Annotated in this window: 24 protein-coding genes; 15 read left to right on the top strand and 9 right to left on the bottom strand. The window is 64.1% G+C overall.

What is annotated here, in order from left to right; genetic code table 11:
• Positions 1–5: 5 nt before the first annotated feature.
• From ACFWWQ_RS18385 to ACFWWQ_RS18370, 4 genes are all read right to left on the bottom strand, one after another.
• On the bottom strand, positions 6–224 hold the full coding sequence (locus ACFWWQ_RS18385; protein ID WP_384597338.1) for a hypothetical protein: 219 nt from the start codon (positions 222–224) through the stop codon (positions 6–8).
• Positions 221–703 carry a hypothetical protein gene (locus ACFWWQ_RS18380; protein ID WP_384597336.1) on the bottom strand — a complete coding sequence of 161 codons (483 nt, stop codon included), beginning with the start codon at positions 701–703 and terminating at the stop codon, positions 221–223. The genes ACFWWQ_RS18385 and ACFWWQ_RS18380 overlap by 4 nt, the downstream gene beginning before the upstream one ends.
• 163 nt (positions 704–866) lie before the next feature.
• Entirely contained in the window at positions 867–1226 is a 360-nt protein-coding gene (locus ACFWWQ_RS18375; RefSeq protein WP_384597334.1) for a hypothetical protein, read from the bottom strand.
• 158 nt (positions 1227–1384) lie between these two features.
• Positions 1385–1813 (bottom strand): hypothetical protein, encoded by a 429-nt coding sequence (locus ACFWWQ_RS18370; protein ID WP_384597332.1) that lies wholly within the window; start codon positions 1811–1813, stop codon positions 1385–1387.
• Positions 1814–4195: 2382 nt separating this feature from the next.
• On the opposite strand from ACFWWQ_RS18370, the gene ACFWWQ_RS18365 reads away from it, so the two are divergent.
• A complete protein-coding gene (locus ACFWWQ_RS18365) occupies positions 4196–4369 on the top strand; it encodes a hypothetical protein (RefSeq protein WP_384597330.1) in 174 nt (57 codons plus the stop codon).
• Between the two features lie 435 nt (positions 4370–4804).
• Here ACFWWQ_RS18365 and ACFWWQ_RS18360 read toward each other — a convergent pair whose 3' ends face one another.
• Entirely contained in the window at positions 4805–5143 is a 339-nt protein-coding gene (locus ACFWWQ_RS18360; RefSeq protein WP_384597328.1) for a hypothetical protein, read from the bottom strand.
• Between the two features lie 463 nt (positions 5144–5606).
• Entirely contained in the window at positions 5607–5963 is a 357-nt protein-coding gene (locus tag ACFWWQ_RS18355) for a hypothetical protein (protein ID WP_384597326.1), read from the bottom strand.
• Between the two features lie 78 nt (positions 5964–6041).
• Between ACFWWQ_RS18355 and ACFWWQ_RS18350 the strand changes: the two genes are divergently transcribed.
• From ACFWWQ_RS18350 to ACFWWQ_RS18325, 6 genes are all read left to right on the top strand, one after another.
• On the top strand, positions 6042–6611 hold the full coding sequence (locus ACFWWQ_RS18350) for a hypothetical protein (protein ID WP_384597324.1): 570 nt from the start codon (positions 6042–6044) through the stop codon (positions 6609–6611).
• A 126-nt stretch (positions 6612–6737) separates the two neighbouring features.
• Positions 6738–7769: an endonuclease/exonuclease/phosphatase family protein gene (locus ACFWWQ_RS18345; protein WP_384597322.1), complete on the top strand. Its 1032-nt coding sequence runs from the start codon at positions 6738–6740 to the stop codon at positions 7767–7769.
• A 733-nt stretch (positions 7770–8502) separates the two neighbouring features.
• On the top strand, positions 8503–8985 hold the full coding sequence (locus ACFWWQ_RS18340; protein ID WP_384597320.1) for a hypothetical protein: 483 nt from the start codon (positions 8503–8505) through the stop codon (positions 8983–8985).
• A 1231-nt stretch (positions 8986–10216) separates the two neighbouring features.
• Entirely contained in the window at positions 10217–10651 is a 435-nt protein-coding gene (locus tag ACFWWQ_RS18335) for a hypothetical protein (protein ID WP_384597318.1), read from the top strand.
• A complete protein-coding gene (locus ACFWWQ_RS18330; protein WP_384597316.1) occupies positions 10648–10917 on the top strand; it encodes a hypothetical protein in 270 nt (89 codons plus the stop codon). Before ACFWWQ_RS18335 ends, ACFWWQ_RS18330 begins: the two co-directional genes overlap by 4 nt.
• A gap of 22 nt (positions 10918–10939) precedes the next feature.
• The gene (locus ACFWWQ_RS18325) at positions 10940–11152 is read left to right on the top strand and encodes a hypothetical protein (protein ID WP_384597314.1); all 213 of its coding nucleotides are present in this window, start codon (positions 10940–10942) and stop codon (positions 11150–11152) included.
• An 18-nt stretch (positions 11153–11170) separates the two neighbouring features.
• Here the strand turns inward: ACFWWQ_RS18325 and ACFWWQ_RS18320 are convergent, their stop codons facing one another.
• Complete coding sequence (locus ACFWWQ_RS18320; protein WP_384597312.1) at positions 11171–11641, bottom strand: hypothetical protein; 471 nt, start codon at positions 11639–11641, stop codon at positions 11171–11173.
• 21 nt (positions 11642–11662) lie between these two features.
• On the opposite strand from ACFWWQ_RS18320, the gene ACFWWQ_RS18315 reads away from it, so the two are divergent.
• The 5 genes from ACFWWQ_RS18315 to ACFWWQ_RS18295 all read left to right on the top strand — a co-directional run bounded on the left by ACFWWQ_RS18315 (position 11663) and on the right by ACFWWQ_RS18295 (position 13941).
• Positions 11663–12151, top strand: a complete 489-nt coding sequence (locus ACFWWQ_RS18315; RefSeq protein ID WP_384597310.1) for a hypothetical protein — start codon at positions 11663–11665, stop codon at positions 12149–12151.
• Between the two features lie 194 nt (positions 12152–12345).
• Complete coding sequence (locus ACFWWQ_RS18310; RefSeq protein WP_384597308.1) at positions 12346–12519, top strand: hypothetical protein; 174 nt, start codon at positions 12346–12348, stop codon at positions 12517–12519.
• The gene (locus ACFWWQ_RS18305; RefSeq protein WP_384597306.1) at positions 12512–12931 is read left to right on the top strand and encodes a hypothetical protein; all 420 of its coding nucleotides are present in this window, start codon (positions 12512–12514) and stop codon (positions 12929–12931) included. The genes ACFWWQ_RS18310 and ACFWWQ_RS18305 overlap by 8 nt, the downstream gene beginning before the upstream one ends.
• Positions 12932–13171: 240 nt before the next feature.
• Positions 13172–13501 (top strand): hypothetical protein, encoded by a 330-nt coding sequence (locus ACFWWQ_RS18300; RefSeq protein ID WP_384597304.1) that lies wholly within the window; start codon positions 13172–13174, stop codon positions 13499–13501.
• Positions 13502–13638: 137 nt separating this feature from the next.
• Entirely contained in the window at positions 13639–13941 is a 303-nt protein-coding gene (locus ACFWWQ_RS18295) for a hypothetical protein (RefSeq protein ID WP_384597303.1), read from the top strand.
• 153 nt (positions 13942–14094) lie between these two features.
• Here ACFWWQ_RS18295 and ACFWWQ_RS18290 read toward each other — a convergent pair whose 3' ends face one another.
• Together ACFWWQ_RS18290 and ACFWWQ_RS18285 are read right to left on the bottom strand one after the other, a co-directional pair.
• Positions 14095–14325 (bottom strand): DUF397 domain-containing protein, encoded by a 231-nt coding sequence (locus ACFWWQ_RS18290; RefSeq protein ID WP_384597301.1) that lies wholly within the window; start codon positions 14323–14325, stop codon positions 14095–14097.
• Positions 14318–15211, bottom strand: coding sequence for a DUF5753 domain-containing protein (locus ACFWWQ_RS18285; RefSeq protein WP_384597299.1), 894 nt, complete (start codon positions 15209–15211; stop codon positions 14318–14320). The genes ACFWWQ_RS18290 and ACFWWQ_RS18285 overlap by 8 nt, the downstream gene beginning before the upstream one ends.
• Positions 15212–15416: 205 nt before the next feature.
• On the opposite strand from ACFWWQ_RS18285, the gene ACFWWQ_RS18280 reads away from it, so the two are divergent.
• From ACFWWQ_RS18280 to ACFWWQ_RS18270, 3 genes are all read left to right on the top strand, one after another.
• Positions 15417–15827: an ATP-binding protein gene (locus tag ACFWWQ_RS18280; protein WP_384597297.1), complete on the top strand. Its 411-nt coding sequence runs from the start codon at positions 15417–15419 to the stop codon at positions 15825–15827.
• Positions 15828–17101: 1274 nt separating this feature from the next.
• Positions 17102–17557, top strand: a complete 456-nt coding sequence (locus ACFWWQ_RS18275) for a glycine-rich domain-containing protein (RefSeq protein WP_384597295.1) — start codon at positions 17102–17104, stop codon at positions 17555–17557.
• Between the two features lie 57 nt (positions 17558–17614).
• The gene (locus tag ACFWWQ_RS18270) at positions 17615–17860 is read left to right on the top strand and encodes a DUF397 domain-containing protein (protein WP_384597293.1); all 246 of its coding nucleotides are present in this window, start codon (positions 17615–17617) and stop codon (positions 17858–17860) included.
• The last annotated feature ends 16 nt before the right edge of the window (positions 17861–17876 follow it).

The following is a 17876-nucleotide window of genomic DNA, read 5'->3' as shown; positions in this document are numbered from 1 at the left end:
CGGGCTCACGATGCCGCCATTTGGATGACGGAGGTGGACTTCTCCTTACGCGTGAAAAGCAACGTGTAATCGAGCCCTCCGCGCTTTGGACCAACCGCGGTGCAGAGTTGCCGCGCCAAGGGCGCGAACTGCTCCGGATCGGCGGTCGTGATGTTGAAGAACCCGAACGTCGTGCCCGGCGTCGAATCGAAGTCCTCGACCGTGTAGACCAGCCTCGTCGTCATGCGGCCGGACCTCCGTAGCTGAAGGTCACGGCGGGCACCCGATGGCTGGCCGAACCGGTCGCCTTCGGTGGCTCGGGCGCGGAAAAGGCCGGGACGTCGACCCGTTCGACTTGGGCCGACTCGCGCGGGTAGTCCTCGGGCACGATCCGGATAGGCTTGCCGAGGAGTCCTGCGTGGTGGTCGTGTCCGTGCTCGGCATCCCACCGGGACATCGCCCACTCGCCCCATAGCGGTTGGAATCCCTCACCATCACCCCGGTCGATCTCCAGGCGGAAAGTCGGCTCGGCCGCGATGGACCACAGGACGCGTCCGACCATGTCGACCAGCCGGACTCCGCCGATGCACACATGCGGCATGGAGTTGTAGAACTTCCGCGCGTCGTGAATCGCATGGGCCTTGTGCTCCGGCAACCATTTCCGTCCGGAGTAGGTGGCCCAGACGCGGCGATCGTCAAAATGCTGAAGTCGAATCACGCTCATGCGACGTTCCCCGGCTCCCACAGGTATTCGGCGTAGGCGGAGCGGCGTACCGCCGCGCGCTTGATGGTCTGGTGCATTCGATACCTCTTTCGGGCATGAAAAAGGGGCCGTAGTCCTGACGATTTCTCGCCCGGACTACGGCCCCTTCTGTGTGCTGGTGTGGTTAGGCGGGAGTCATCGAGTAGCGGACCGACGCGCCGTGCTTGCGGACGTAGACGCTCACGCGCCCGTCTTCGCGGTTCACGACGCCGACCAGGCGCCAACCGCCGGAGGTGTCCGACTGCACGATCCGCTTGGCGGCGGCCTTCATCTCCTTGTCCAGCTCGGCCGCCTTGATCGGGGTGTGCACCCGCGTGACCGGCTCGGCCTTGGTCGGCTCCGGCGCGGGGGCGGGCTTGGCCGTCGGCGCGGGCTCTCCTGTCGCGGCCTGCCACAGCGTCTTCGGAGTCGGCACCGGGCGCGGACTCGGCGGGACAGGCCGTGCGTCCAGTTCGACGCGCTTGCGGGCGAACGTGGTCGCCACGGCGGTGCGTGTGCTGGCGAGATTGGATGCGGTGAGAGCGGCCAGGCCCGTGCGCGCGGACCGCTGAATGTCTCGCATCGTGTTCGAGATCTCTCGGTCCTGCTGGCGCCGCTTTCGGAAGCGGCGCGCGGCCTGGCGACGGGGGGCGCTGCGACGTCTCATTTCTTGCCCTGCCTTTCCATGTTCCGAATCGTGGTGCGATACCCATGCGCGTCACTCCGTGCGTTTCGAGCAACAACGAGATTCCCGCGAGCCTCAGCGGCGCGCGCCCGGTCAAGCGCGTTGTTCCGCGCGGCGCGCAGTCCGTCAAGCGTGGTCAGGTCGAATTCTGGCTCCAATTCGCGTGGCTCATCCGTCGCGAAATATCCGCCGTTATCCGAGTAGCCCATACCGCGAGTGAACGCCCCGGGCGAGTAGGACGGGGCGTTACCGAAACCGGCAGGCTTACCCGAAACGACGTAGCGCTTAGGTGTGCGTAAGTTTTTGCCGGTGTGCCGCTTGTGCGGTGCGTTCTGCTTTTGCTTGACGTTTTCACGGTCACCGCGCAAGTTAATGCGTCCCTGGTAGTCCGTGGCGAAACTGTCCATCTGCGCTTTGTAGCTACGCGTACGGCTATCGGCCGCCCACGTGCCAGCGGGACCGTCAACGGGTCGTGTTGCTGCCATGGTTACCCCCTTCCTGGGGTGAGTGCGAGTGAGTGAGTGCGCACGGCAGGTATCGCACCTGCCCGGAAATGGGCGGAGTCTTTCTCTCCCCCGTCCGGCCTGATATTCGCGCGCTCCAAATCTCGGGCTTTCAACCGCCGGTTAAAGCGGCCTACGCGTGTCGCTTGGCTTACCCCCGCACCACATCCATGGTTTCCAAAGGGGGTAGAAAATCCCGGCACCTGTTATCGACTCTCGCCCGGTGCTTGATACTGGCCGCTGTGCAGCACACTCCACCAACAGGACCCCTGACAAAATCGCTGGTATACCCGCAATGGATAGAGGCGAGATCATCACCCCGCCTACCGGCGGGAGTCTTGACGTGCTGCACCGTGATCACTAGACGCACTTTTCCTTGGTATGGCGCTATGGCATGTGCACGGGCGGTTTCCTCCCTGGAAAGGGGGACCTATTCCGAGTGTCCATAGCTACCAATCGCCGTCAGCGTTGCTAGCTCACACGCGGTAGGATTTCGTCGCAATCGTCACTGCCAACTCTCCCGAAGTCATGGGCACGATAAATCGCGCGATGATGGAGAACGGGCGGACAGATTGCATCCCACACGCTATTCCGCCTACGCGTCTCGATTGCCCGTCGCGCCGCGAGCCAGGGAAGCACGTTCCGCATATTTGAAAGCTGCGGACTGCGCTACCTCCCCGGAGCACAGTTGTCCACGCGAGAGCCCTTGCGGGAATGCCCGTGAATAACCGTTGCCCGGCCACAACAAACGCCCAAGACAGGCTTTGTTGTCTCACGTCCAGCCATGCCGCGCCGAGAAATAGCCGCGTGCACGCCGGGGATACGCGCGTTACTCGCGCGCCTGTTCCCTCTCACCTCCCTTTCTCGTCCCCCGCGCCCCCCGGATTCGGGCGGCTGTCGTGGTGACAAGGAAGACACTAGGTGCTCCCCCCTTACGGGGGAACACCTTTCTTGTATTCGTTTGCGAGCACAGTGTGATACATGCAGCTCAGAGGCATGATTGAGGCCCTAAAGAATCTTGGAAACTAGGGAGAAATCTCAGAATGTGGACAATCTTGATGCCCAAAATGCCCGGCAAAAACGGCACATGACATGCAATGCCACCTAGTTCCTTATGAATACGGCCCTAGTGGTGCATGTCATGGCAGAAATAACGGGGCGTCAGCAACCGCCGGGGCCGGTCGGCACCCTCACTATGTCCGGGAATGCCCAAGAAAATCCCCGCGATTGGCTAGGCGCCTGCCTGCCGCGCCCGGCATCCCCCGTGGCCCGTCGCTCCGACCGCTCCCCACGGGGTCCGTACGCGCCCGGCCACGGGCCCGCACGGTGCCAGCACGCCGGGGCCGCTCCCCCCGGAACGGGGCCGCGCCGTGCCGTACGCGCCCGCGTGAGAGCCTGTCGCGGCACGCGCGCCCGACGGTCCCCCGGGGCCGGTCGACGGCTCACACGGGCACACGGCGGCTCGCACCCGCAAAGAGGGCATGACGGACACGCCCTAGAAAATGTCAGGGCGCGAAAATTCGGGGGCTCTAAGGCATCTGCCCTCAATGCCACATAGAGCACACATGAGAGGTAGGGGAGGATGAGCACCCTTGCCCCGCTGCACGGCTTGTGCGTGGCTCATGCCCATGTGAGGCTCATGCGGTGCTCTGAGGTGGTAACTCTCCCTTGCGGCAGATATGGCTAATGCCAGGGGTACCGAGTAAGTGCCGTTAAATACCAATTAGGCAGTACCTCGGGCTTAAGCCACTAAATGCACGTTCACGATGTATACGCACAATGTGCATTACACCCGTATTTGCTGCGCAAAGCGGAATGGCCGCTCCGCTAATGTCGCTTCCCGCGCACGATCGGTCACGCTCCGCCCAATATTACGCAAGGTAGCTAGGACTACCGTGCGCTACTTCGGGTATCCGGCACCTATGGGGCACTCGCGACTTCTAGTAAATATTTGGGCAAGTGGGGGTAGGATTCGCTATGCTCGCCTAGTGGAATAATAACGCACAGATGCGTCGTACCTTGCAGGTGGTGACGACTCGGGCATAAGGTACCCCCCACCATTAAACGGGCAATTCTCATAATTGGGTGCCTGGGCCTCCAAATGGAAATCCGCCCCGAGTCGGAGGGCAGTGCCCTCGCCGCTGGCAGTGGCCGGAAGCTCATATTCCGCTTTATTGGCGACGGCCGTGTGCCGCGAGCTGGGGTGCGGGGCCGCCGGAGTCTCAACGACCGTGATGACTATGCCCGTTAACAACCCCGGTAATGGTTCTCCGCAGGATGGTCGGCATGAACGAAGCGACCCCCGGGCCGGCCTGCTGCCCCGAGGAGCACTGGTACGCGTGCCTCGTGTGGGAGACCTGCGGCGCGGACAACTGCCCGGGGTTCTGCATGCTCGTCCACTGCCCGTGCTCGTGCCACGCCGGCCGCGCCTGCGGCTGCGGCTGCGGACGGACGCTCTGACGCCCCCGCGGAATTACGTTTCATAAATACCCGTCGCGTTGGCGGCGTGCTGACGGCCGGCGGAGAGGCCCCGGACATGGCTGAGCCCCGGCAACGTGATCAGCACAGCGGTCCACTGGGGGCTGTCGCCTCCGCACGGTGGGAGAAACTAATTACTCCCTCATGGCCCCAGCTCATTCGAGGGAGAAGGCGGAGAAATAGCGAGCTGGAGGAGAGTAATTCAAAGTCGGTGGACAACTATGCCTAGGTTACTGAGAATACGGCTATGGCTTCCTTGATTTCGCTGGGGTGCAAGAACTCTGGCTGCTCTGCCGTGTCCGTACACCTGGCTCAGCATGCTGCGATTGCCCGGTGGTATGCGTTCCGCGAGGGCTGGGGTTACGTGAGCGACGACTTGGAGTCGGTCATGTGGTGCCCTGGGTGTCGGTCGGCCTCTCAGCCGCGACGAGTTGCGTCTGCCGGCCGCTTCGCGCGCAAGGTCGCGACGGTCTCTCGGTGCGCGGCCTTGGCCTCGTCCTGAGTGCACGGCCAGTAGCCCTCCCAGACCGTGCGGAAGGTCTTCCCGTCGGAGCTGATGCCGTTGGCCCACATGCAGGCGACCTGTACGCCGTCGTCGATGCCCTCCCAGACGGTGCGTACGAGGTGGCCGGCGACCTCGTCCTCGGCGATGACGCGGTACTCCAAGTCCTTGTGGAGCCGAGTCCACGCCATCAGGTCCAGGGGTCGGCCTTCCTTGTCCCGGTGGCTGATCTGGCCGTCGGTCGACTTGCTCATCTTCGCTCCCTGCATCGTCGCTGGTTCGTGCTTCTCGGCCGCGGGAGGCGCTTAGCTCACGTGGCTCCCCGGTGGGTGCCGTGGCTCGACTCAAGCATGCCGAAGGCTGGGCGCGTGACGTTTTGGAGCCGAGAAATGGACGCGCGGTCTCCCTCAGTCCTCTCGGGCCTGTGCCTTCTCGTTCGTACGTGGCGCCATCGAGTTGGCCAACCATGCTTATGGGCAGGTGAGTTGAGGAGAGCTTGATGGCCTAGAGGAAGCAGCTCGAAGGCGGGGCTCTCGTCCAGTTCAAGGCCCAGCAGAGTGATGCGCCGCCCCCTGAACACTTGGCGGGCACTCGTGGATCGAGGAGGAGCGGGGGGCCTTGAAGCCGGCGGCTTCTCGGAAGAATGAGAACGGCCTGCCGCCCGGAGGGCAGGACAGAGCGCGGGCGGCGAGCCTCCTGGAGCCTGATCTGAACGGGCTACTCACGGATCGGTCGGCCCTTGCGGAGTCGGCGTCGGTGCCGACGCGCCTCTCGCGCGTCCTTCTTCGGATTCCAGGTGTGCTGGTAGTGCCACTGCTGGCGAGCGTTCTCGCACTCGTGGGCGGGGTAGTAGTACGGCTCATCGGCCCGGGTGCGGGGCCGCTCATGGTGGCAGAGGCAGCAGGCAACGGCGTTGGCCGCGTCGAGGTAGTCACGGATCTCGGCTGCCTGATGGTCCATGAGGTCCTGGTACTCGGCAGCCTCCTCCTCCGGGGTGAGCTGCGGTAGGGAAGCGCGGTACGCCTCACCGACCTTGGTCAGCAACTCGCCGATGTCCACGGGTGGTTGAGTCATACGAGCAGAGTAGCTGCGATCGCACTTGCGAGCGCGCATGCGTTCGCAACTCTCTCGGGATTCGGCTACTTTGCGGCCATGACTTCGAGTTCATCTGAGAACCAAGGCGGACCCACGACCGAGCAAGTGTGCGCTGCCCTTCGAGTGTTGGGGGTGAAGGTCCCGGAAGACGGCGACGGCCTGTCCCGGGCCGAGGCCCTCGGGTTCCTCCTGGTGTTGGTGGAGGGGGTCCTCGTCGCCGAGGATGATCCGGTCGCGTTGGAGGCAACCTTCCAGGGCTACTTCGGCGGGCTCACAGGGACCGTCAAGGCGGCCGGCATTCCGGAAGGGTCGTGGAGTGAACCTTTGCAGGAGATGTGGGTCCGGGCCCTCGAACTACGGGTGCGGCGGGCGGCGTTCGACTGGAATCACGTGCGCTGGTTGTTGCCACGCACTGACACCTGGTCAAGCGCCTCAGCAGTCCACGACACGCTCTTGGCGGCAGCGGATCTCCTTGACCCGTTCTACCCGAGGATGCGCGAGCCCGAGGTGACACGCGCGGACAGGTTCTACACCGCGTTTCGCGCTGCCAGGGCGCACATCGACTCCGCCGAGGGGAGCATCGAGGGTCACCGGTTCGACTTGCAGGAGCGTGGCTTCACGGAGTGAGCCAGTCCTGGCCCACTCGCGATAAATGCGTGCGCACCTGCGATCGCAGGTGCGCACGCAGGGCGTTTATCGATCGTTCATCAGTGGTGGTCCAGAGTGCTCTCGACCGCTACCGAGGGGAGCATCATGAGGACGTACGGTGAGCAAGTTTTGCGCTTCGGCTTTCTGAATCTGGAGGTGGACGGGGGGCCCGAGGAGGAGCCCGGCGTACTGCCGGAGCGGTGGGTCCGGGCGCACGAGGAGATCCTGGCGCCCCGGCAGTTCGACTGGCTCGGACGAGCCGAGCTGACGTACTCCCAGACCCAGCCGGTGCCGGCGGATGCGACCGAGGAGGAGAAGGCTGCGGCCGAGCTGGCGCAGAAGGCGGCCGACCGGCGCTTCGACGCTACGCAGGAGCTGCTCGGGATGCGGGGATTCCGGTCGCCCACCGGGCAGGGCAGGAATCCCACGGGGATGTTCGTGCGGGAGGGGACCTTCGAGGTCATCTCCCGCCACGAGCAGCTCGCGGTGTGGCGTACGCCGCCGACGAACGTGGTGCTCCGGCTCCGCGATGCGCCCCCGACGCCGATCGTGACGGTCTCCTGGCACAACTCGTACTGCTCGCCCAACGGCCGGGAGGACGAGGCGTACGAGCTGTCGTCGCTCGTGGACAAGGTGCAGGCGAAATACGAAGACGATCCGAACCGGCGCTGGGCGGCCTTCCTTGGGGCCGGCGACTGCAACGAGTACCCGGTGCCGGCTGGCGAGAGGGTGCCGGAGATCGACTGGTCCTCGTCCGAGATCACGGACCTGGTGCACCGTCGGCACCGTGCCCGGCGGCAGGCCGACGGTTCGTGGAAGAGCTGCACGGCGGTCGACGAGCTGATGCTGGACTGCGGGATGTGGGATCCCGCGCGCTACGCCGCGCACCAGCTCGGTCAGATCGAGGCCATCGACGCGACGGCTGGCCATGCGTCGGACGGTCAGGGCGGAGGCCAGCGAATCGACAGGATCTACATGGACCCGTGGACGGTCCGGGCGGTCCTGGAGGTCAACGTCATCGACACGACGGGCGTCAGCGACCATCACGGCCTGGAGTGGGTCGTGTCGCGACGGAAGTACGAGGAGGGCCTGCTGAGGCGCTGCGCGTCGCTGGAGCCGTGGGCGTTCACGGCATGAGAGTTTTCCCGTGAAGGCTTGTTCCGGCCAGCGAATAACTCAACAATCGAAGGTTCTCATGAGGGACGAGTACTTCAATCGGCGTCCGCACATTGGCTGGTATTTGGCACCTGTCGCCGTTCTGGCCTTGGGGTTTTTGGCCGCCTTTTACGGTATGGCGTTCGGGTGGCTTCTCGGCGTCGGAAAGCACATCTTTTGTGATTCCACGACCGCTTGTGCAGCCACCCCGTACGAACCCGGGTACCGTCCGCCGCCCTGGCCACGTCTGCCGTTCATTCTGGCCGGGGTTCTCGGCAGCATCGCATTCGGCGGGTTCAGCGTCATCTTTATCGCGCGACGGCCCAAGACGCCCAGGACATGCCCGACAAGGCGTGGGAGTGTTTCCTAGAGGGGGGACATTCCTTAGTTTCGCTTAGCGAGCCTGTGTGGCTGCCCCACAGGGAAGTGCCTGTCGGCTGCCCCTTTGCGTCGCCATACGGGAAGGGCGAAAATTGAGAGAAACCCTCAGCACCGAGTGAGAGATTGAGATCTATTGGACATTTCTGCCCCGCGCATACACTCTAGCCTCGCGGCCAACGAATCCTCGCTGAGCATTTTGCAGGAGCGACTCGCACGGGAGGAAAGTCGCTACTCTCAACGCGTTGCCGCATACAAGCAGGGGCTGGAGGATGCTCAACAGGAGCTTAAAGCTATCCAATTGAATCGAAGGTATGTACAGGGGATGCTATCGGGGATGGCTCGCAACGAGGTAGCCGCTCCGGCTAGTTCCATTCCTATTTCCTCGGAAGCCGTGGTGGGTGATTCTGAGGAAATTCTGGCCTCTCGCACTGAGAGTGGCAGTGAGTTTACGACGCTGGTTCCAGAGACCGAGGTGTGGTCCCTCCCTGATCTCGGCCCGTTCTGGCCTGTGTCCAACTCGTCGTTGGTGGACGAGCCCGGCACACAGAGCGGCAGGCCGCCCGTCGAGGCGATGGTGCCGAAAATTAGCGGCTCTCCGAGTCTGTACCCGACGCTGGAGCAGTGCCAGACGTTGCTTGCCGAACGAGGTCCAATGCGGATGCGAGAGCTGCTCAGCGCGTTTGGTCTTCCGTACACGGGCACGACGGTGCCGAGCATGCATGCCAAATTGAGGCGCTGGATCAGTGAAGGGAACCTTCACAAGCCCGATCGGGGCCTGTTCGCGGCTCGATCGACCCCTACGAACGTGGTGCGCTGATCAAGGTCGTCCGAAGGTGAAGAGCGGGACGACTGGGTCGAAGGCCCGTCGCCGGGCAAGGTGACCGCGGCATAGAGCCGCGTATGAAGGCCGGCCTCGCAGGACAAGCCGTTTCCCCCGTGCGGCGAACTCCTGCGGGGCCTTTTCTACCCTTTTCGCAATGCGAGGATTGCGGGGGTGCGCCTGATGGGACTCTGGGGATGGCCACGAGGAGGTCCGAGAAGAAAGCCGCGCTGCCAACCGATGCCCATTCGAGTCCAGTCGCGGTGCGCACGCGGGGATAGCCCACAGTTTCGTACAGAGAAATGGCAACTTTGCCGCTTTCCTGGCGAGTAACTCTGAAACGCTTGCAGATACCTGAGAAATTCGAGAGCGTCAGGTCTATGAGTGTTGTTCTTGAAGCACGTTGTTCTGGACACCGTTGCGGCACGCAGGGTCGCTGGGCGGAATCCACCGCTGCGGCGGCGGTACGGAAATCACGCACCGAGGGTTGGCGTGCCGTTCTCGTCGATGGCCGGCACGCCACGTTCTGCCCCGTCTGCTCGGAGGACGTCATTCCAAAGCCCGAGGAGAGGTGTCGTCTGAGGCCGCCGTGTGGATTGGCTGTGGCCGACTTGGCGGGCCACGACAAGCTGGGCCATACGTTGTCACGGGTTCTCTTGTGGAAAGGGTATTCCGAGATCAGTGAGGTCATGGATTTGGCCGATGACGGGGATCTTGGGCTCGTTCTGGGTGAGAAATCAGTGGCTCGTGTAGTGAGTGTCCTCGCGTCGTAGGGACAGTTCTCTCGGGGTGGCGCCGCGGTCCGGCCGGCGCCAGGTGCAGCTTCTTGCCGTACCCGGGCTTCCGCGCTTCGACGGCGAGACCCGTCGCGATCGGCGTACGTATGCCCCGGTAAGACCCACTTTTAGTGGATGCAAGACAGACATCTTGAGCGCCGCCCCCTGCGGGCTCACGCACGGGGCGTTACGGGACACCACCACTGTGGGGACGTCACCCATTCGAGTGACGTCCCCACAGTTTTCCTTTTCTTCCGTGACTCCCGGCGGACCGTATGGGTTGATGGTTGTGCGGTGAACGCGAGGGGCCCTCGGGCCTCTTCCCCTCACGCTCCCGAGGGCCCCTCGCTCACGCCGCACTCCTCACAGACCGGCTCGGTGCAGAAGCGTCGCCGCTCCCCCCTGCGTGCCGCTTCTGCACCGAGCCTTCATCGTTGAAGGGAGTTCGTGCAGTGTCGATCGAGCACCTGGACGTTGTTCCGGTGAACCCTTCCGGAGTGCACTCCTGCGGATTGGAAGGCCGGCCAACCTCCATGTCCGGGACGGGGCGACTCACGGAGAGCGTTGAGCAGCGCACTGTCCATGAAACCGAAATGCTCCTGGGAACCGGTGAGTTGGTGACGGTGCGGACTCTCCGGCTCGTCTTTGATCGGGGCGCCGCCGATCTGGTGGTCTCTGAGAGTTACCGACCACCGGCTTGGGGCACGGCCGTTTTCACGCCGGCGCCGGAAAATGCCCTCTTGGAGATGCTGTGCACTTACGACGACCCGGACGAAGCGGTGTCCGAGCACAAGGAGGCCATGGGCATGGTCGCCCTGGGCACCAACGAGCCGGGGAGGGAACCATATTGGGCGGAACACCTGTCCTGGGCAGGGCCTGGACGATGACGATCCCCCTGCTCCTGATCCCGACGGTGCGCGACGGCGATCAGGGCCTGGTCCTGGAGGTCAACGGGGTGTCCCCGGAACCCCAGGGACGTCGCTGGTACGTCCTGACGCTGGAAGGCCGGACTCTCGGCCTGCCGGCCGCGCTGCGGCCCTGGGCAAGGGAACTCGATGCACAGGTCCGACGCGGGGAGATGCAGATGCCGGCGGTGTTCGCCTTCCGCCGGTTCGGTAATTCAGTGGCAGTGGAAATACGTTCGCGGGCCTGACCCGTGGTTGGGAGCTTGAACGGTGCAGATATCTCTCACCGGAACGAACCTCACGCGGACGCTGAACGAGGTCCGACGTCTTCGCCAGTTCAGCCAACTCAAGGCCGTGTTCGCCGACCAGCCGAGCGGACTCGTGTGGGTCGAGGACAGCAACGGCGCATGGCGGTTGCCGGCCGCCTTCCTGCCCTGGGCCGTGGAGGTCGAGGTATTCCCCGACTGCTACTCACACCGGTGAACCGCACTGCACCGCGTCTCAACGTTCTGGAATGAAGCGGTCCTGCTCATTGGCTTCCCGGCTGCACTCCGACGCTCCGATGCCCCTCGCCCCTTCTGTCTTCCAGGGCAGGGTCAGAGGCACGTCTACCTGCTGGTTGCTCCAGCTCCACAGTGCGCCGTCCCAGACGATCACCTGGGTGTGGGAGGGGCAGACGCAGCAGCGGCCAACCGGGAGCGCGGGGTCCACGGCATGCTCGGCCAAAGCCTGGACGAGGCAGGAGCAGACGATCGGGGCGGTCACGACAGCGACTTCTCGTCGCGGCTGCTCTTTGCCCAACCCCTGTGACCGCAGCGTCTTCGAGCAGCCGGGACTGCTCGGCGCCGTCACGCTTTGGCCGACCGCCCGCGCGTCGTAGTCGTCCTGGCGGGCCCCACAGCCCATTTCGGCGCCAGCCATTGCATTTTTGAACTGGGGATATTCCTCACGAAGTTCGTGCTCTGAATCCATAAGGCGAGAATAGTAGCTACGATGCGCAAAACGCCGGAAGCACCGAGCGGAACGGACTGGCGTCTGCTCGGATGCGCTTACACGAAGTTCCTCATTACGCGCGACCAGGAGAACCAGCACCTCCTGGAGAGACACCCCTTCGACCTTTCCGTCAGCATCGGTCGATTGGCGTTCGTCGTCGCTGAGGAGATCTATTTCCCACGCACTTTCGGCGTGGAGACCCACTGCTCCTATCGAGTGGTCGACGACCTTCGCCGGAGCGATCCCGATTTCGGCGTCGCGTGGCTCCAACGGGTGCGCTACCGGCGCCAGGGGCTTGGCCTCACGCTGCACCCAATCCGCAGGTCACGGCATGTTGCCGCCGACATCGCCCGCATGCTCTGCTCGTCCTGGGCGCACCAGCATCAGGCCGGCGAGTCGTTGGTGATGGTCTGTGACATAGTCCCCGCGATGCTGTCCGATCTGTGCACAATGCTCTGCCATTCGAGTGAGTACCCAACAGATTCGTAACCACGTCGGAGGTCTCGACGTTTTCCTCTCTGTACGGTGTCTTCATGTTCCCGGTTTCGCGAAATTTCCTCGTCGGCCGGGGTAGATCCTCACTGGGGGAACTACTCGCGAGAGCCCTCCGCCTGCTGGTGCAAGCGGGGGGCTCCCGTGCGTTACACGTCCAACACGCTGATTGAGGTGTCATGACCGAAAAAATGCGAGCGTTTCAGGCGTTCTCCGTTCAGGGAGATTTCACCGCTCTCGACATCGTGGACGTCGCGGGTATGGGGCGGAACGGCTACGCCCACGGCTCCGTCACCACGGTCGGCCCTCGGCGAGTCAACTCCTGGAAGATCCTGTCGGCAGAGCGGGAGACAGGTGATGTCTGACATCGAACTCGACATCCCGCTTGGTCAGGCCGCATCACTGCTTCACGGGCTGATGGAGGTGCTTTACCTCTCCACTGCTTGTGCGCTGGGCCACCACACGATGTGCCAGGGCGTGGATGAGTTCCGCACCCTTGTGTGCTGCTGTGTCGAGTGCGAGCACACCGATCTGCGGGTCACCGGGCCGGCCTCGGTCAGCATTCCGCTGCTGCACCTGGCCAACACGGAGGAGGACCGGCTCGACAGTCACGTATACACCGACGACGAGGCCCTGGGCGTGCGGTCTGACCTTGTTCGGGCCCTGGAGAAGAGCCTCAGCGAGAACGACAGCAGCCCCGACGGCACCGAGCGCCGACGGACCGCCGTACGGCTCGGGATTTCCGCCTGTCTCGTCTTCGCGCCGCGGAGGCTATGACGAACACGCACTGCGATTCGAACGAGACCGAAACGGTTTCCAACTCGTCGTAGCCCACAACGTATTAGAAAGGGGTCACCCCGATGACCGCTTTGGCTCCCCCGCAGGGGGCCGGCCCGTCGATCCCTGTCGTGATCGCCCTCCTACCTGGCATTTGGCGTGACGCGGGAATCGTCTTGCGCATGGGCTGGGAGGCTGCGTCCGAGGGTCATTTGCTGCCCGCTCTGGTGGCGGTGTGCCGTGCACTGTGAACCGGAATCCGGACTGACTCTCTACCGTGAGCGCGCCTACCTGCTGGGGGGCTACGTCGCCATGTTCGGCGGCGTGCTCTCGCACTCGGACCCGACCATGCCCGACTGGCCTGTCTTGTACATCGAGTCCCCGAAGGGGCAGCTTTCTTGGCACATGCGTCCTGGAGACCGGGACATCTTCGAGGGGTTGAAAGTCCCGACCGTCGATGGCTACCCGTGGGACGGGCACGGCACGGAGGAGAAGTACCTCCGCATTGAGGCCCTCAACTTGATGATCCCCAAGATGACCTACGCGAAGCCGGAGTACGGAAACCCCTGACACCCGACTCCCCCGAGCAGAGGCCCGCGGCCTGAGTCCCCCGAGCCGGACGCGGGCCTCACCCATGCCCACGATTACCACGCGCGATTTTCCGCCCGCCACTGTGGATTACGCCCCATCCGAGAAGAGGTCCCGTCATGCCCCTCGTCCGGCGTCCCAACCCGTCGTGGCAGGCGTTCCAGGAGGTGCTTCCGGGCACTCCCACCGGCGGCCCTCGCAGCTCGCTCGCGGCCGGCTGGCCCACCGAGCTGCCCGACCCCCGGGCCGGCGTCACCCCCGCCCTCGAAGCCGCGTCCCTGCCGCGCCCCGCGGCGCAGCCGGGCACTACGCCCGTCCGCGGCCGGCCCACCCGCAACCAGCTCGGTTTCGGCACCGCTCCCACCGGGGCTCCGTCGACGACCAACGGGCGTTCTTCCGTCTTCAGTTCGCCGACCTACTGACCCTTGAGATCCCCCGTGTACAGCGGCATCAGCCTGCTCTTCTTCCTGTACGTCCAGCTCGGCGCATTCCTCGGACTGTAACTGGCCACGGTATGACGAAAGCCCGCCCTCTGCTCAGGTCAGAGGGCGGGCTTTCACGGTCTCGACGGGTGCTTACATCAGGCCGGCCTCGCCGTCCTGCACACCCTTGGTGAAGGCGGCCCACTCACTGTCCGTGAAGAACAGCGTCGGCCCCTTCGGATCCTTCGAGTCACGGACGAAACGGCCACCTTCACGCTTGGCGACCTCGACGCAGTCACTGCCGCTGCCGCCGCCGGAGTACGACGACTTGCACCAGGCACTCTCGGGAACAATCTGGTTCTTCAGCTCGGTCTTGTCACGCACTGGACAACTCTTTCTTAATCGTCTTGATTGCTGCGATCGATTCCAACTGCGACAGAGCGAGACGGCGCACGCTCTCGATGTAGTACCGGTTCTCCCGGACCTCCTTGGGGCGCTTCTGGAAACTCATCCCCGTCATGGAATCGAAGGCCGTAATCGGCTTCTCAGATTCCCCACCGAACTCCAGCAGGTGCACGATATGCATCGAGGGCACGGGCGCCGTAAAGGGAAGAACCCTGAAGCTCACAGTGCGGGAGGCACTGTCAACGATCAGAGAGTCAAGCTGCTCAAGCATCACATCCCGACCGCCGATCTGTTGCCGGAGAGCAGCCTCGCTGAAGATGAACTCGACAGGGGTAGGGGTGGGCTTGGTGAAGATCCTCCGCCGCTGGCGCCTCAGCTCCACGGAACGGTCAACGACCGCTGGGGTCAGGACAGAACCCGCTACGCCGGTCGTCAGAGCCTTGGCATACGACTCTGTCTGAAGAAGAGCGGGCAGCACATTGGCCGCGCACGTCGTGATGCTCTTGGCGGCGTCCTCATACGCGACGAATTCAATCAGGCTCTCGGGGAACTCATCCTCGTACTCGACCCACCAGGCGCCGGCGATGGCCTGTCCTTCGCTCAGCATCGTTTCCAGCCGAACCCTGGTTGCGAGATCCGCGTTGTACAGCTTGAGCAGGGCATCCAGCTCCCACGGCTCCGGCCACGCTTCACCTCGTTCCAGCCGGGAGACCCGATCGACCGTCTTCCTCTTGATCGCACGGGCCGCGTCGGTCTGCTTGACCTTGGTCCTGACGCCGTCAGCAGTGGACGCGTTGAGGCGTTCTTGCTTGAGCGCCTCTCCGAACCTCTGCCTGGCCACCATCCCAGCGGTGCCGACTGACATAGCCCTCCCTTCACTGCTCCCATCGACATAGCGCAGCGTAGCGCGATGCGCAGAGCAGCGGCACTTCTGAGGGCATTTCAGTCTGGGGACTTGCGATCGCAGCTGCGATCGCACCACACTCGTCATCACGCACCGGGCGATCCACGTCGCGGTGTGTGACCCCGTTCTTGGCGCGGCTGGCCGCAGTCGCGTGCTGGAGGCTGCCATGCGCACGACCGAAAATCTGCCAGGCACTACCTCAGCGACGAGGACTTTCGACCGGAGGCCCAACACCGTCCCCACGGCGCGTAGTTGGACTACACAGACTTACGTCGGATTCGGCGCAGCCGAAGAGACCGTGGGCACGTGCAGGCTTCTGATTAGCGAAGTCATCACCAACGCCGTGAACTACGGCGAGGGCGCTGAGTACATCGTAGTTGTGTACCCGGACCTCTGGATCGAGGTCTGGGACGAGGCGTCGGCGTTACCGCACCGACGCGAGCAGAACGACCTGCTCTCCGAAGGAGGGCGGGGCCTAGAGCTGCTGGAAGGGCTGGCCCCGGGGTTCCAGGTGATCCCGGACCTGGTCCGTGGAGGTAAATGCGTTCGATTCCAACCGAAGGGGTGGCCGGAATGAGCTTCCGTCTTGCCCCCTTGGAGGAACAGGCGCTGGCGGAAGGCACGCATTCCGATCTCCCGATTCGCCTCCAGATACGGGGCGCCTACCAGTGGCCGGTGGATGGTGTCGAGGACGCGGAAATCGAGGTCCGTTTCGACGTTGCCGACCTGCTTGACCTGGTGGCTCAGGCAAGAGCCGCGCAGTACACGCTCGCGCAGCGCGCCCGCCGAGCCGCCGACAGGGCGGACGCGGTGGTCGAGGCCACGCATGTTGCGCGCGGAGGCGCGGCGAGGAACGACGTCAGGACGATGAGGCGGGTGGCTGTCGGCCTTCAAGGTCTGCCAGACGCAGCGCCGGCCAGAAGAGACTTTCCGGAGGGTGGGGCGGCCCCTCTCTCTGGAGGGACCGCGGACGGAAGACCCGTGGGGGGTGACGTTCGCGGTGGCGGTTGAGACCCGGGACTCGGCCGCACATCCCACTCCTGTCGTACTGCCAGTGCGATGGGGGTGGGCGAAGACTGCGGCGGGAGGGGGGGAAGCGCATCAGGAGCGCTATCACTTCGACTCTCAGGGAAGTGCGCTCTGGAGTCTTCTCCCGCCGCACCGACGGGCCCGGCCGGTGTATTGCGCCGTGCCGGCCGGGCCCCTCCTTGGAGGTGGCGACGTGAGCGCGAGAGCGCCCAACTCCACCGGCCTCGGCTCGGCGATCTGCGCCGGGGCGGTTGCCTGCCTCGTGGTGGCCTTGGCCGGCCTGGCTTCGGTGATCTTGGCCGCGGCTCGTCAGCAGAGTTGTTTCGTTTGCAACGGGCCGGAGAGCGACGACTACCTCGAACCGGAGTCCAGTCACTTATGACCCATCGTGCCATGTGCGCGGTGTTCCCTCGCCGGGGCCTGAAGAAGGTTCCGCGTGAGGGAGAGGGCGGCGGAAGCGGTTTACTCCTTGGCCACTTCCGCCGCTCTGCATTTTCAGCCACTGAAGGGATTGCCATGACGTAAGCGACACGCCACTCGAAGACGGAGTTCCGGAATCGCAAATTGCGCGAGCGAACCGGCTAGGCCGTCACGCCTTTTTCCGGAATGAATCACCTTGTTCATTCCGGCGATTTTGCATGCCCAATTACACTTGTCCAACTCTGGCATATTCCATTTTAAAGAATCATGAAATCGACCGTTTCCGCGCCCTCTTTCCGTAGGTATTTTTCTCCTCGGCGGAACGCAGTCGGAGATCGTTAGGCCGCGTTTCCCCGCCAACGCAAAATTCCCGTCCGAGGAAAATCTGCGGAGGTAAACGCTTTGAGTACAGCCACACCTGTAAGGACCGACGCCCGCGCCCTCATTACGGAGGGGCTGTTCGGACGCCTCGTCGATCGGATCGTCAAGGATGAGCAGATCACTGAGCTGCTCGCCGAGCGGATCGTGACGGATGCCCTCGCGTTTCTGGCCGCCTGTGGTGCGAACCAGGGCTCGACGCTTGCCCCGAGCGAGCAGGTCGACATTGGCTGGCACACCTTCCTGATGTACACGGAGGAGTACGCCGACTTCTGCTCCCGCGTCGCCGGCCGCTTCATCCATCACTCTCCGGCCGACCTGCCCGGCGTCTCCTACGAGCCGAAGGCCACCACCCGTCTGCGTTCGATGGCCGCCATGCGCGCCCTCGGCTACGAGCCGTTCCCCGGCCTGTGGGGAAGCACTGCGGAGTGCTCTCAGTGCCACGACGGCTGCTCGAACAGCAACTACGCCGGCAAGTAGTCCGGCTCCTCATCTCCGGCAGGAATCCCCCTGCCGGCAGGCAGAGAAGAAAGGACCATGACTGTGAAGCAGCCCGAGGTTCCCCTCTACGAGCGCGAGATCACCGGCCCGTTCGCCGCCCTGTGCGGTGGCGGCACCGACAACGACGGCAGCATGGAGAGCTGCATCACCGTCGCCGACCTGGCCGGCGGTGGCTACGCCCTCGGCGGCAACAAGCCCGAGGATGCCGGTCGAGAGCTGCGCGGCAGTCGTGACGAGATCACGGCGTTCGCGAAGGCGTGGCTGGCCGCGCACGACGGCTGAGTGAGCACGTAGCTCA

This window comes from Streptomyces sp. NPDC059080, assembly GCF_042739975.1.
Taxonomy (GTDB): Bacteria; Actinomycetota; Actinomycetes; order Streptomycetales; family Streptomycetaceae; genus Streptomyces; species Streptomyces benahoarensis.
The sequence above is the reverse complement of the archived record's forward strand: the minus strand, read 5'-3'. Positions and strand labels throughout refer to the sequence as shown.

What these genes read in the sequence shown, in the direction of transcription:
- ACFWWQ_RS18385 (WP_384597338.1), bottom strand. Translation starts at nt 224, where the DNA reads ATGACGACGAGGCTGGTCTACACGGTCGAGGACTTCGATTCGACGCCG.
- ACFWWQ_RS18380 (WP_384597336.1), bottom strand. Translation starts at nt 703, where the DNA reads ATGAGCGTGATTCGACTTCAGCATTTTGACGATCGCCGCGTCTGGGCC.
- ACFWWQ_RS18370 (WP_384597332.1), bottom strand. Translation starts at nt 1,813, where the DNA reads ATGGACAGTTTCGCCACGGACTACCAGGGACGCATTAACTTGCGCGGT.
- ACFWWQ_RS18365 (WP_384597330.1), top strand. Translation starts at nt 4,196, where the DNA reads ATGAACGAAGCGACCCCCGGGCCGGCCTGCTGCCCCGAGGAGCACTGG.
- ACFWWQ_RS18360 (WP_384597328.1), bottom strand. Translation starts at nt 5,143, where the DNA reads ATGAGCAAGTCGACCGACGGCCAGATCAGCCACCGGGACAAGGAAGGC.
- ACFWWQ_RS18355 (WP_384597326.1), bottom strand. Translation starts at nt 5,963, where the DNA reads ATGACTCAACCACCCGTGGACATCGGCGAGTTGCTGACCAAGGTCGGT.
- ACFWWQ_RS18350 (WP_384597324.1), top strand. Translation starts at nt 6,042, where the DNA reads ATGACTTCGAGTTCATCTGAGAACCAAGGCGGACCCACGACCGAGCAA.
- ACFWWQ_RS18345 (WP_384597322.1), top strand. Translation starts at nt 6,738, where the DNA reads ATGAGGACGTACGGTGAGCAAGTTTTGCGCTTCGGCTTTCTGAATCTG.
- ACFWWQ_RS18340 (WP_384597320.1), top strand. Translation starts at nt 8,503, where the DNA reads ATGGCTCGCAACGAGGTAGCCGCTCCGGCTAGTTCCATTCCTATTTCC.
- ACFWWQ_RS18330 (WP_384597316.1), top strand. Translation starts at nt 10,648, where the DNA reads ATGACGATCCCCCTGCTCCTGATCCCGACGGTGCGCGACGGCGATCAG.
- ACFWWQ_RS18320 (WP_384597312.1), bottom strand. Translation starts at nt 11,641, where the DNA reads ATGGATTCAGAGCACGAACTTCGTGAGGAATATCCCCAGTTCAAAAAT.
- ACFWWQ_RS18315 (WP_384597310.1), top strand. Translation starts at nt 11,663, where the DNA reads ATGCGCAAAACGCCGGAAGCACCGAGCGGAACGGACTGGCGTCTGCTC.
- ACFWWQ_RS18310 (WP_384597308.1), top strand. Translation starts at nt 12,346, where the DNA reads ATGCGAGCGTTTCAGGCGTTCTCCGTTCAGGGAGATTTCACCGCTCTC.
- ACFWWQ_RS18305 (WP_384597306.1), top strand. Translation starts at nt 12,512, where the DNA reads ATGTCTGACATCGAACTCGACATCCCGCTTGGTCAGGCCGCATCACTG.
- ACFWWQ_RS18295 (WP_384597303.1), top strand. Translation starts at nt 13,639, where the DNA reads ATGCCCCTCGTCCGGCGTCCCAACCCGTCGTGGCAGGCGTTCCAGGAG.
- ACFWWQ_RS18285 (WP_384597299.1), bottom strand. Translation starts at nt 15,211, where the DNA reads ATGTCAGTCGGCACCGCTGGGATGGTGGCCAGGCAGAGGTTCGGAGAG.
- ACFWWQ_RS18280 (WP_384597297.1), top strand. Translation starts at nt 15,417, where the DNA reads ATGCGCACGACCGAAAATCTGCCAGGCACTACCTCAGCGACGAGGACT.
- ACFWWQ_RS18270 (WP_384597293.1), top strand. Translation starts at nt 17,615, where the DNA reads ATGACTGTGAAGCAGCCCGAGGTTCCCCTCTACGAGCGCGAGATCACC.